At 60.3% G+C, this 11,601-nt stretch carries 13 protein-coding genes; 11 read left to right on the top strand and 2 right to left on the bottom strand.

The genetic code is table 11. The features are described 5' to 3' along the window. Position 1: 1 nt before the first annotated feature. The 11 genes from CR155_RS14225 to CR155_RS14275 are packed head-to-tail and all read left to right on the top strand — an operon-like array spanning position 2 to position 9,796. On the top strand, positions 2 to 757 hold the full coding sequence (locus CR155_RS14225; RefSeq protein ID WP_102070690.1) for a glycosyltransferase family 2 protein: 756 nt from the start codon (positions 2 to 4) through the stop codon (positions 755 to 757). Then, a complete protein-coding gene (locus tag CR155_RS14230; protein ID WP_233214295.1) occupies positions 754 to 1,692 on the top strand; it encodes a lysophospholipid acyltransferase family protein in 939 nt (312 codons plus the stop codon). Before CR155_RS14225 ends, CR155_RS14230 begins: the two co-directional genes overlap by 4 nt. Beyond that, on the top strand, positions 1,685 to 2,125 hold the full coding sequence (locus CR155_RS14235) for an acyl-CoA thioesterase (RefSeq protein ID WP_102070691.1): 441 nt from the start codon (positions 1,685 to 1,687) through the stop codon (positions 2,123 to 2,125). The genes CR155_RS14230 and CR155_RS14235 overlap by 8 nt, the downstream gene beginning before the upstream one ends. After that, on the top strand, positions 2,122 to 2,763 hold the full coding sequence (locus tag CR155_RS14240; protein ID WP_233214297.1) for an outer membrane lipoprotein carrier protein LolA: 642 nt from the start codon (positions 2,122 to 2,124) through the stop codon (positions 2,761 to 2,763). The genes CR155_RS14235 and CR155_RS14240 overlap by 4 nt, the downstream gene beginning before the upstream one ends. Then, complete coding sequence (locus CR155_RS14245; protein ID WP_102070692.1) at positions 2,747 to 5,155, top strand: MMPL family transporter; 2,409 nt, start codon at positions 2,747 to 2,749, stop codon at positions 5,153 to 5,155. The genes CR155_RS14240 and CR155_RS14245 overlap by 17 nt, the downstream gene beginning before the upstream one ends. After that, positions 5,142 to 5,717: a DUF3261 domain-containing protein gene (locus tag CR155_RS14250; protein ID WP_102070693.1), complete on the top strand. Its 576-nt coding sequence runs from the start codon at positions 5,142 to 5,144 to the stop codon at positions 5,715 to 5,717. Before CR155_RS14245 ends, CR155_RS14250 begins: the two co-directional genes overlap by 14 nt. Further along, on the top strand, positions 5,714 to 6,913 hold the full coding sequence (locus CR155_RS14255) for a beta-ketoacyl-ACP synthase (protein WP_102070694.1): 1,200 nt from the start codon (positions 5,714 to 5,716) through the stop codon (positions 6,911 to 6,913). Before CR155_RS14250 ends, CR155_RS14255 begins: the two co-directional genes overlap by 4 nt. After that, positions 6,910 to 7,371, top strand: a complete 462-nt coding sequence (locus CR155_RS14260) for a hotdog family protein (protein ID WP_102070695.1) — start codon at positions 6,910 to 6,912, stop codon at positions 7,369 to 7,371. Before CR155_RS14255 ends, CR155_RS14260 begins: the two co-directional genes overlap by 4 nt. Further along, entirely contained in the window at positions 7,368 to 8,099 is a 732-nt protein-coding gene (fabG, locus tag CR155_RS14265; protein ID WP_102070696.1) for a 3-oxoacyl-ACP reductase FabG, read from the top strand. The genes CR155_RS14260 and fabG overlap by 4 nt, the downstream gene beginning before the upstream one ends. Further along, positions 8,099 to 9,325, top strand: coding sequence for a beta-ketoacyl-ACP synthase (locus tag CR155_RS14270; protein ID WP_102070697.1), 1,227 nt, complete (start codon positions 8,099 to 8,101; stop codon positions 9,323 to 9,325). Before fabG ends, CR155_RS14270 begins: the two co-directional genes overlap by 1 nt. A gap of 12 nt (positions 9,326 to 9,337) precedes the next feature. Further along, entirely contained in the window at positions 9,338 to 9,796 is a 459-nt protein-coding gene (locus CR155_RS14275) for a nucleoside deaminase (protein WP_102070698.1), read from the top strand. 29 nt (positions 9,797 to 9,825) lie between these two features. Here the strand turns inward: CR155_RS14275 and CR155_RS14280 are convergent, their stop codons facing one another. Both CR155_RS14280 and CR155_RS14285 read right to left on the bottom strand, forming a co-directional pair. After that, a complete protein-coding gene (locus CR155_RS14280) occupies positions 9,826 to 10,818 on the bottom strand; it encodes a Bug family tripartite tricarboxylate transporter substrate binding protein (RefSeq protein WP_102070699.1) in 993 nt (330 codons plus the stop codon). A 292-nt stretch (positions 10,819 to 11,110) separates the two neighbouring features. Further along, positions 11,111 to 11,601 (bottom strand): IS110 family RNA-guided transposase (locus CR155_RS14285; protein WP_143705206.1); only part of this gene is annotated, 491 nt, incomplete at its 5' end.

Here is an 11,601-nt window from a genome sequence, read left to right on the forward strand (position 1 = left end):
AATGAGCTACCGTGCCTGCGCCGTTATTCCCGTCTACAACCATGGAAAAACGATCGCATCGGTTGTGGCGCGCCTGCACGATCATGGCCTGTCCTGCATACTGGTCGACGATGGGTCCGAACCGGAATGCGCGCGGGTACTGGAGAATCTCGCTCAGTCGGATCCAGCGGCCATTGTGCTGATTCGACGTCAGCGTAATGGCGGCAAAGGTGCTGCCGTTGACGACGGCATGCACAGGGCCCAGGCCTTGGGTTACACGCATGTCTTGCAAATCGATGCAGACGGACAACACGCACTCGGCGACGTTCCGGCATTTCTGGCAGCTTCTCGAGACCATCCCCAGTCCGTGATATGCGGTGCACCAATCTACGGTGCCGACATGCCGCGCAGCCGTTATTATGGCCGCTGGCTGACGCACGTTTGGGTTTGGATAAATACGCTTTCGTTCGAGATCCGCGATGCCATGTGCGGGTTCCGGCTCTACCCCCTAGCCAGCGTCATTCCGGTACTCGAACAGCACAGCACTGGCCAGCGAATGGACTTTGACATTGGCGTACTGGTGCATTTGCACTGGCGCCGCATCCCAATGCGCTGGATAGCGACGCGTGTCAACTACCCCCGGGACGGCGTGTCGCACTTCAAGCTGTGGCGCGACAATGTCCTGATCAGCCGGATGCATGCCATGCTGTTCCTGGGCATGCTGGTGCGCGCGCCGGCACTGCTGTCGCGACGTCTGAGCCGCAAGAGGGTGTCATGATGCACTCGCCTGACCTGGACAAGCGGCATTGGGCCCAGCAACCGGAGCGCGGCAACTTATTATTAATGCGCATCACCGCCTGGCTATCGCAACGGCTGGGCAGGCGCGTGACCGCTCCGATAGTTTGGCTGGCTGTGATCTACTTCTATGTCTTCGGCAGGCGGGCGCGCCGTAGCATTGCCCAGTATCAGCGTCACTTGCAGGCCAGCACGCCAGCAACTCGACTGTTCCCGAGCCATGCAGCCGTCTATCGCCAGTACCTGGCTTTTGCTCATGCCTTGCTGGACAAGCTGGACTGCTGGCAAGGGAAAATCGACCTTTCCGCTCTGGATATCGTCGATTCCAATCGGTTGCACGAGCAAATGGGTTCCGGCAGGGGCCAGGTTCTTGTCAGTTCGCATTTGGGAAACATGGAGATTTGTCGAGCCCTCGCCCGCAAGAACAGCCGGGCAGTCATGAATATACTGATCCATGACAAACATGCGCGGCATTTCAATCGCCTCCTCCAAGACGCGGGCGCGGATAATGTACGCCTGCTTCAAGTCAGCGAGCTGGACCCGGCCACAATGCTTGTATTGAGCGAACGAATCGAACGCGGGGAGTGGCTGGTTATCGCCGGTGATCGCATCCCCCTGCATGGCGCGCGGACGACGGAAGTTAACTTCCTCAGTGCAACAGCCCAGTTGCCGCAGGGACCATGGTTATTGGCGGGACTCCTGCGCTGTCCGGCCAATCTTATTTTTTGTACCCAGCATGGCGCACGATTTCAAGTAACGCTTGAGCGCCTGGCAAATGACATTACCTGGACGCGCACGACACGCCATTCGCAGGTCCAGCTCTGGGCGCAGGCCTACGCGGATCGCCTCGCAGAGCATTGCCGAAAGGCTCCCCTGCAATGGTTCAACTTTTTCCCTTTCTGGAGCCCGCATGCGTAAACGCGGCATATACAGCGTCAGCGTCGATATAAAAGTACCGTTCTTCGACGTCGACATGATGCATGTGGTGTGGCATGGTCACTACGTCAAATACTTGGAAGAGGCCCGTTGCGTTCTGCTGGAATCCATAAATTACGGATACGAGGCCATGCGCGATTCCGGCTACTCCTGGCCAATCATCGACCTGCAATTGCGCTACATGCATCCGGCGGCCTTTGGACAGGCCCTGACCGTGCGCGCCGAACTTGTGGAATGGGAAAACCGGTTGAAAATTCACTATCTCATTCAGGATGCCAAGACAGGAACACGCTTGACCCGCGCCAGTTCGGTACAAGTGGCGGTTTCAATTGCCAGCCGGACCATGCAGCTGTCCTCGCCCGACTGCCTGTTGCAGGCCGTGGCGCGCATTGATCCGTCACGAGCGACGGAATGATGTGGCGCTCATTCTGGCGGACAGCTCTTGCCATCACACTGACGACGCTTTCATGGCAGGCGTGGGGCTTTGACCTCGACGATTTGCAGGCCCAGCTTCAATCGGCAAACGTAGTCCGCGGCAACTTCATCCAGGAGAAATTCCTGCGCTCGCTACCTCAGCCTCTGACAAGCCAGGGAACTTTTACACTGCTTGCCGGACAAGGCTTGCTATGGCGCGTACAAATCCCTATAGCGATCGATATGCGCATTACGGCAGAAGGCATCGCCCGACGCGGCGGCGCCCCACGCGACGGCGCCCGACGCGACGTGAACGATACATGGCAAGCCCTGCCGGCAAAGAGCAGCAGCGGGCGTGAAACCAGATTATTCCTGGCCGTACTGGCGGGAGACACTCAGGGCCTCAAAGACAACTTCGATATTGTCATCGAAGGCGAATCACAGACATGGAAGCTGGCGCTCACACCCCGTTCCGCGTTACTTAGGCAGGTTTTCGACCGCATCGAGATTTCGGGCGGTCAACTCGTCAACACCATTGAAATGATCGAAACGCAAGGTGACCGCAGTGTGCTGCGCATGATGGACGCCAAGGCAGCAACGCATATTAGCGACGAGGAGCGGCGTGACTTCGCCAATTGAGCGCTGGATGCCCAGGCTATTCCTGACCGCGCTGGCTTTGCTCGCCGCGGCGGCGGCATGGCAATGCCGTAATGGGTGGCCGGTATCGGCCGACTTGATGGATTTGCTGCCCCATGTCCAGAAAGACGATATCGCGACACGAGCTGAGGAGCGCATTCAAGAGCCGCTAAGCCGGCAGCTTATCGCTTTGGCAGGCCACGCCGATCCTGCCCGTGCCGTCGAGGTCGCCCTTGGCGTGGCAAACGAATGGCGCGAAAGCCGCTTGTTCACCACCGTCGAGGTGGAAGTGAAGCTTGACGTCGCCGCGGTTCGATCACAACTCCTGGCAGCGCGTATCGCCGCGTTGCCAGCGGCTGACCTCGAACTGCTCGAGACAGATCCAATCGGCTTCACCACGCGACGAGTCCGGGAACTGATGGATCCGTTTTCGGCGACCAGCCTGGTTCCCACTGACCAGGATTGGCTCGGATTGACCGGGCGTGCCCAGGCAGCTTTTGCCAACTCAAGCGGCTCGCTCGTTTTTGACATGGCCAGTGGCACACTTCAGGGGCACTCACCCGACACAACATGGGTGCTGATCCGCGCTCAAACCGATGGCGATGCCTTCGATCACGCCATCCCCGAGCACATCGGCGCATTGGTCGCACGAAGTCGTCAGCAGGTCCAATCTGCGGATGGCGACCTGATCGCCACTGGCGGTATGCTGTATGCTGCCGCCGCGCGCGCGCATGCCATAGGGGAAAGCCGCTCAATCGCACTCGCCTCGATCATTGGCATACTGTTGATTCTGCTGGCATCGCTGCGCCGACCGCGTGCCCTGCTCGCCTTCATGCCGGTTCTCGTTGGCATGTTGACGGGCTTTGTGGCCTGCGTAGCGCTATTCGGCACCATCCATGCGTTGACAATCGTCATGGGAGCCAGCTTGATCGGCGTCGCCATCGACTATCCCATGCATTGGCTGGGAAAAAGCTACGGCATGGCGTCGTGGGAAGCCTGGCCTGCGATGCGCCGGGTCCGTACTGGCCTGACACTGAGTCTGACCACTTCCCTGATAGGCTATCTGGCGTTGGCCTTTACCCCTTTTCCAGCGCTTACGCAGACAGCAGTGTTTTCCGTTGCCGGCCTGCTTGGCGCTTATGCATGTACGGTGTGCCTGCTACCGGCCTGGTTCAGGAATTGGCAACCCGCGCCCAGTGCGACGCTGCTGAGAGGCTCCGCTGCCCTACTGGCCACGTTAAGCAGGATCAGCGCCCGGCGCACCATGCTGCGACTGTGCCTGGTTGCCGCCGCTCTCGTTTGCGCGTTGGGCATAGCACGCTTGAGCGTCCACGACGACTTGAGGCTCTGGTTTTCATTGCCTCAATCCGTATCCGACCAGGCGAAACAGATCGGGAAAATCACGGGCTTCATTCCGACCAGTCAATTTTTCCTGATACGCGCACCGAATGAGGATGCCCTGCTGGAACGCCAGCAAGCGGTGGCCGAACGGCTCGACAAACTGATCGAGGCTGGCAAGCTGGGAAGCTATACGGCGCTCAGCCAATTAGTGTCGCCAATCGCCAGCCAGCTCCGTGTACGCCAGGCCCTCAATGATCTCGCCAGCAACAAGCACGCGCTGGGTCAACTGAGCAATTTGGGCATTCCACTGGACGTTCTGAAAGAACACGTCGAAGCGGTCGCCGCCCTCCCCGCCGTGACCCTTACCACTGCGCTTGCCGGCCCCCTGAGCAAACCATGGCGAATGTTGTGGTTGGGTGCGGCCGGCTCAGGTGGGACCGCCGGCGGTGCGGCCGGCTCAGGTGGGACCGCCGGCGCTGCGGCCGCCGGGGTAGCCGGAATGATCACCCTGCATGGACTGCAAGACGTCGATGCTTTGCAGGCCGTGGCTCGCGGCATCCCGGACACCCTTTTGATGGATCGCAGCGGCGAACTCAATGCCATGTTCTCGGACACGCGGGTCGTGGCCGTCGAGCTGAAGCTCGCATCCTATGTAGTCGCCGGCCTTCTGCTATGGATCTTTCTTGGACGTCGCGCAAGCTGGCGCATTCTGGCGGTACCATTGGCCGCTACGGTATGCAGCTTGGCAGCGCTTGGCTATATGGGCCAGCCACTCACGCTCTTCAGCCTTTTCGGTCTATTGCTGGTCACTGCCATTGGCGTGGACTATGCCATCTTCATGTACGAGCAGGTGGCTGGGCCGACGGCCAGTCTCGTGGGCGTAACATTGGGCGGCGCCACGACATTGCTATCGTTTGGCCTGCTCGCGCTCAGTACAACCCCTGCGGTCTCCAGCTTCGGGGTGTCCGTGGCAATCGGCGTCTTCTTCTCACTTTTGTGGGCCCCATGGGTCCACATATCTATTTTCAATAGAGAACCTTATGCAGCAACATGAAGTCGTCGTTATTGGTGCGGGGCCGGCTGCTCAATTGCGATTTGCCTGCGCATTGGCCGGTACCATGCTGCTGGCCAGTTGTGCTGGCCAGCGCGCCCTGCCCCTGCACATACCGGAGCTTGACTTGCCGCGGCGGGTGCATCTCATTGAACATGTGCCGGACCATACTGCACAGGACCGGATACTGGTCGCGCAACGCGAGTCCAAGACCACGTTACGCTGGCTAATGTTCGACCCCCTGGGCCTGCCCATAGCGCGCCAATTGTTGGAAGACGGAAAGTGGCGCAACGATGGTTTTCTTCCGCCCAATGCATCGGCCCGGACGCTGTTTTCCGCGCTTATCTTCGCGTGGACACCTGAAAACGAGTTGGCCCGCACCTACCCGGCTGGAACCTGGAGCCAGTCCGCCGGACCCGGCGGCACCCGCATCAGGCAATTGCGGCAGAATGGCGATACCCGCTGGACGATTATCTGGCAAGCTGCCGCACCGCGGGATACCTTTAGCATTCAATACGTCGACGGCACCCGCTGGCAGATCTCGCCGTTAAAGGAGACTCCTTGAATTATTGGATCGGCAGGCCTGGCATTGTTTGCGCCATGGGCAGCGATATTACCCAGATTTCCCAGGCGCTGCATGCCGGCAATACCGCAGGCATGCGCAAGCTGGAAGGATGGGTAGACGGGCGCGCCATCACGCTGGGCGCCTTCTCCGACGCCGTGCCACTACTGCCCCATGGCTTGGCACCGCAGCACGATAGTCGCAACAATCGCTTCGTACTGGCGGCGGCTCAGCAGATCGAAGCCGATCTCCGCGCGGCCGTCGACCGCTACGGTCCGGAACGGGTTGCCATCGTCCTGGGGACAAGCACCTCTGGCATCAATGACAATTCCGACGCCTATGCGCATCTGGAACAGTACGGCAGCTGGCCATCTTCGTTCGACTACAGGCGGCAGGTGCTATCGGCACCGGCGTCCTTTCTTTCTGCCTGGTTGGGCAGCCGCGGTCCCGCCTATACCTTGTCGACCGCATGCACGTCGAGCGCCCGCGCCTTATTATCGGCTCGCAGTCTGCTTGAGATGGGGATTTGCGACGCGGTGGTCTGTGGCGGCGCCGACACCCTTTGCCGATTGACGATCAACGGTTTTGCGAGCCTAGAGGCTATATCCGACGACTTATGCATGCCGTTTTCCATCAATAGGCACGGCATCAATATCGGCGAAGCGGCCGTACTGTTTTTAATGGAGCGCCGTCGAGGCAGAGGTCCAAGCGTGAGGCTGATGGGGGGCGGTGCCAGTTCGGACGCATGGCATATGTCATCGCCCGAACCTCAAGGCGCGGGCGCCATCCGCGCCATGCGCGAAGCCCTCGGTGATGCCGGTCTGGAAGCGCGCGACATCGCGTGGGTGAACTTACATGGAACAGGCACCTCGCGCAATGACGCAATGGAGAGTATCGCCATGGACAGCGTCTTTGGCCACGGGGTGCCCTGCGCGTCGACCAAACCGTTAACGGGTCACGCATTGGGCGCGGCCGCCGCCTTGGAGGCCGCCCTTGCGTGGATCACGCTAACCCGCAACCCTGGCGAACTCGCCATGCCCCCACATATCTGGGACGGCCGTGCCGATCCGGCCTTGCCTGCGCTGGACTTCAGCACCACCGCGCATCGCTTCAGCAGCGACACCCCACCCATCATAATGAGCAATTCATTTGCATTTGGCGGCAATAACACCAGCCTGATACTCGGGTGCGCACAATGATTCTGTGGCCCGTCAATCAGGTATTGCCGCACTCTGGCGACGCGATACTCATCGATGAAATCCTCTCCTTCGACGACGAATCGCTGACAGCCCGCGCACGCATCAAGCCATCGGGCTTGTTCAATCAGCCGGACGGCAGCCTCCCCGCCTGGGTAGGCCTGGAAATCATGGCTCAGGCCGTCGCCGCATGGGCCGGCTGCCAGGCCAGGCGGGACCGTACTCCGGTGAAGCTTGGATTCCTGGTGGGAACTCGGCGCTACGAATGTAGCGTGCCAGCCTTCGCGCCCGGCCTTGAACTGACGATAGGCTTGCGCTGCTCCTTCAAGGACGAGTCCGGCATTGGCAGCTTCGAATGCGAGATGCGCGATGCGCACAAAATAGTGGCCAGTGCGCGCCTCAACGCCTATAGTCCATCCAACGTGAACGACTTCACCCAGGAGGCACCGCCTTGCACATGACTGGCGATACCATACTTGTCACCGGCTCGAGCCGCGGCATAGGCCGTGCCATCGCATTGACGCTGGCTGATGCGGGGAACAACATTGTTCTGCATTGCCGTAACCGTCGCGAACAAGCACAGGCCGTCCAGGACGAGATCTTTGCCCGGGGCCGCCAGGCACGCATACTGGTCTTCGATGTGGCTGATCGTGCCGCGTGCACGGATGCCTTGAACGCCGATATCGAAGCCCACGGCGCCTATTATGGCGTAGTCCTCAACGCGGGCATAAGCCGCGACGGCGCCTTTCCCGCCCTCACGGAAGACGACTGGGACCAGGTTCTGCGAACCAACCTTGATGGTTTCTACAATGTGCTGCACCCCGTGATGATGCCGATGATCCGGCGTCGGGCGCCGGGACGCATCGTTTGCATGACCTCGGTATCCGGCTTGATGGGGAACCGGGGACAAGTCAACTACAGCGCATCCAAGGCAGGCCTGATTGGCGCCGCCAAGGCACTGGCCGTAGAACTGGCCAAGCGACACATCACCGTGAACTGTGTCGCGCCGGGCCTGATCGAAACTGAAATGATAGAAGACCACGTCCCCGTCGACGAAATCATCAAAGCCATTCCATCCCAGCGCATGGGGCAGCCCCATGAAGTGGCCGCCGCGGTTGCGTTTCTCATGTCGCGAGACGCGGGCTACATTACGCGGCAGGTTTTGGCGGTCAATGGAGGAATGTGCTGATGCAACGCGTCGTCGTAACAGGCATGGGCGGCCTCAGTGCCCTGGGCAGCGACTGGTCGGCCATTCGCGCCAATTTCCAGGAAGGGCGCAACGCCGTACGCAGCATGCCGGAATGGGATCGATATGCCGAGCTGAACACCCGGCTTGCGGCGCCCGTCATCGACTTCGCCGCTCCAGCACACTGGACGCGCAAGCAACTGCGCAGCATGGGACGCGTCTCACAACTCGCGGTAAGGGCAGCCGAACTGGCACTGGAAGATGCTGGCCTTCTGGGCGACGACACCATTATGGATGGCCGCATGGGCGTCGCCTGCGGTTCCTCGACCGGAAGCACGGCCGACGTGTGCGCCTTCGCCGACATGCTGCTCAACGGCGTGGCTGGCGGCCTGAATGCCAACTCGTACGTACGCATGATGCCGCACACCACAGCAGCGAACATTGGCATTTTCTTTAGTTTGAAGGGCCGGATCATTCCCACTTCCAGTGCCTGCACTTCCGGCAGCCAAGGAATCGGATACGCTTTCGAAGCGATACGCTACGGACGACAGGCCATGATGCTGGCCGGTGGCGCCGAGGAACTCTGTCCCAGCGAAGCCATGGTGTTCGACGCCCTCTATGCCACCAGCCTCAAGAACGAAACGCCGGAACTGACCCCGCGACCTTACGACAGCGCCCGAGATGGCCTCATCATCGGTGAAGGATCAGGCATGCTTGTCCTTGAGTCGCTGGAGCACGCACAAGCCCGCGGTGCCCGCATCCACGCCGAAATTGTCGGATTTGGCTGCAATTCCGATGGCACTCATATAACGCGGCCCGAAGCCACCACAATGCGGGTCGCCATGGAGATGGCTTTGGCAGACGCCGCCCTGGATCCGTCGGCAATCGGCTATGTGAATGGCCATGGCACAGCGACTGAACAAGGCGACATTGCGGAAACCCGCGCCACAAGCGCGCTGTTTGGGCCGCGCATGCCCATCAGTTCGCAGAAGAGCTATCTGGGCCATACACTGGGGGCATGTGGCGCACTGGAATCATGGTTCAGCATCGAAATGCTGAACAGCGACTGGTATGCGCCCACCCTGAATCTGGACAATGTCGATCCGCTGTGCGGCGATCTCGATTATCTGACCGGCTCCGGCGCCACCGCCGCCCACGAATATGTCATGAACAATAATTTTGCCTTTGGCGGCATCAACACCTCGCTGGTGTTCCGTCGCTGGCCTTGACAAGGAGGACCCATGGATAATTTCATGCAGGCGGCAATAGAACAGGCTCGACTGGGGCTAGCCCAGGGCGGTATCCCCATCGGTTCAGTGATCGTGCATAAAGGTCGCATCATCGGCCGTGGACACAACCGGCGTGTGCAAAAAGGCAGCACCATTTTGCACGGCGAGATGGATGCGTTCGAGAATGCCGGGCGGCAGCCGGCCCGCACATACCATGAGTCCGTGCTGTACACCACGTTGTCGCCTTGCGCCATGTGCAGTGGAGCCATTCTTTTGTACGGCATCCCCAGGATAGTCATTGGCGAAAATCAGACGTTCATCGGTGAGGAGGCGCTGTTGCGATCACGCGGTGTGCAGGTGGACGTGCTCGCGGATGAGGAGTGCATTGAGATGATGCGCACGTTCATCAAGGCCCACCCAGAGCTGTGGAATGAAGACATAGGCGTCGAGGACTCCCACCATCCTTCCTGATATCAAGAAGGATGGCAACGTGCGCGGGTTTACTGCAGGGGAACGTTGGCCTGCTTTACAAGTTCAGCCCACTTTTTCCCTTCCGAGCGTACATACGCGGCAAATTCCTGAGGCGATGACCCGACCGGCTCGGCGCCCATGGTGGCGTACTGTGCCTTCACCTTCGGATTCTGCAGCGCCTTCTTCGCTGTTTCGGCCAGCTTCTGGACAACGGCATCCGGCGTGCCTTTAGGCGCCCATAATCCATACCAGGTGCTGATATCGAAGTCTGGATAGCCGGCTTCGGCAATCGTGGGCACATCCGGCAAGGCCGTCACGCGCTTGGCCGTTGTCACGGCAATGGCGCGCAACTGTCCCGACTTGATGAACGGCATGGCGGACGGCATGGAGTCGAACATCAAGTCCAGCTGCCGACCGACCAGGTCAGTCAGGGCGGGAGCGCTGCCTTTATAGGGAACGTGTTGCATGCGGATACCCGCCACGCCCTTGAACGATTCGCCCGACAAGTGTTGCGCCGATGCGGTGCCCGCCGAACCAAAGTTCAGGCCGGCCTCGCTGGCCTTGGCCTCCTTGACCAGATCGGCGACAGAATGAATTGGAGAGTCTTTGGGCACCACCAGCACCAGAGGGACGGCGGCCAGCTGCGTGATGGGCACGAAATCGTTGAACGAGTCGTAGGCCATTTTCTTGTAGATGTGCGGATTGATGACGTGCAGCGACGCGTTGGCCAGGAAGGTGTATCCGTCCGGCGTCGAGCGGGCCACCTGGTCCGCGCCTATCATGCCGCTGGCCCCCGACTTGTTGTCCACGACAATGGGCTGGCCAATGACCTCCGCCATGGCGGCAGCCGCACCGCGGGAGACCAGGTCGGTAGGTCCGCCGGGCGGGTAGGGCACGACCATTTTGATCGGCTTGTCGGGATAGGCGGCCGCGGCCTGCGTGGCAAGCCCGGTTGCTCCAAGGACCACGAAAGCGCATTGCCCGAGCAGCCGGGCAAATCGGTAGTGTGTGTAGGTTCTCATGATGTTGTCTTATATGGACGCCTCCTTTGTGGCAATCGAATTTTTGAAATGTGTGGCTAGGCGAGAACGGTTGCAGTCTTATATCCGGCCTGTTTGCGCAGTAACGGATAGACCGACTGCTGGCCCTGATGGGTATTTGCAGGGTCGGAGCTCATCTCCTGGGCGAGCTGGGCTTGCACCTGGCTCGAGACAACATTCAGCTTGACCGACCCGCGGACCGACCGCGTTTGCCATCATTTCATTGATTCGAGTTACGCACTCTTTGCGGCATCCTCTCCTTTAAGTGGGATAGTTATATTTTGGGTGAACCCGCATTCGTGAACTCACCCGCCTGATACTCACGCCCATGGGCCACCAGCGCCCAGGCCGTGCGTGCCATCTTGTTGGCCAGCGCCGCCACTACTACATTCAGCGGTCGGCGCGCCAGCATCTGTTGCAACCACGCGCTTTTAGTCTTCGAGTGGAAGATCACCGCGCGCGCTCCGTGCATGAGCAGCGTTCGCAGATACGGGTCGCCACGCTTGCTCAAGTGCCCCACCGCGACCTTGCCACCGGTGCCCCGGTGGCAAGGCACAAGACCCAGGCACGCGGCAAACTCCCGGGCATTGCGATAGCCACGGGCATCTTCGCCCAGCGCCGCCGCCAGGGCCGTGGCCCCAAGCAGCCCGACGCCGGGAATCTGGCGCACGCGGCGCGCGCTATCGAGCTGGCGCTCAAGCCCTTGCAATTCGTCTTCGATCGCATCGATGCGCTCCTCGATCTGGTGCAGCATCCGCAACTGCC

Source organism: Pollutimonas nitritireducens, from assembly GCF_002849615.1.
Lineage (GTDB): Bacteria > Pseudomonadota > Gammaproteobacteria > Burkholderiales > Burkholderiaceae_B > Pollutimonas > Pollutimonas nitritireducens.

Bases quoted from the DNA above. Each gene is read 5' to 3' on its own strand.
- CR155_RS14275 (WP_102070698.1), top strand. From the start codon at position 9,338: ATGGATAATTTCATGCAGGCGGCAATAGAACAGGCTCGACTGGGGCTA.
- CR155_RS14235 (WP_102070691.1), top strand. From the start codon at position 1,685: ATGCGTAAACGCGGCATATACAGCGTCAGCGTCGATATAAAAGTACCG.
- fabG (WP_102070696.1), top strand. From the start codon at position 7,368: ATGACTGGCGATACCATACTTGTCACCGGCTCGAGCCGCGGCATAGGC.
- CR155_RS14225 (WP_102070690.1), top strand. From the start codon at position 2: ATGAGCTACCGTGCCTGCGCCGTTATTCCCGTCTACAACCATGGAAAA.
- CR155_RS14230 (WP_233214295.1), top strand. From the start codon at position 754: ATGATGCACTCGCCTGACCTGGACAAGCGGCATTGGGCCCAGCAACCG.
- CR155_RS14280 (WP_102070699.1), bottom strand. From the start codon at position 10,818: ATGAGAACCTACACACACTACCGATTTGCCCGGCTGCTCGGGCAATGC.
- CR155_RS14260 (WP_102070695.1), top strand. From the start codon at position 6,910: ATGATTCTGTGGCCCGTCAATCAGGTATTGCCGCACTCTGGCGACGCG.
- CR155_RS14240 (WP_233214297.1), top strand. From the start codon at position 2,122: ATGATGTGGCGCTCATTCTGGCGGACAGCTCTTGCCATCACACTGACG.
- CR155_RS14250 (WP_102070693.1), top strand. From the start codon at position 5,142: ATGCAGCAACATGAAGTCGTCGTTATTGGTGCGGGGCCGGCTGCTCAA.
- CR155_RS14270 (WP_102070697.1), top strand. From the start codon at position 8,099: ATGCAACGCGTCGTCGTAACAGGCATGGGCGGCCTCAGTGCCCTGGGC.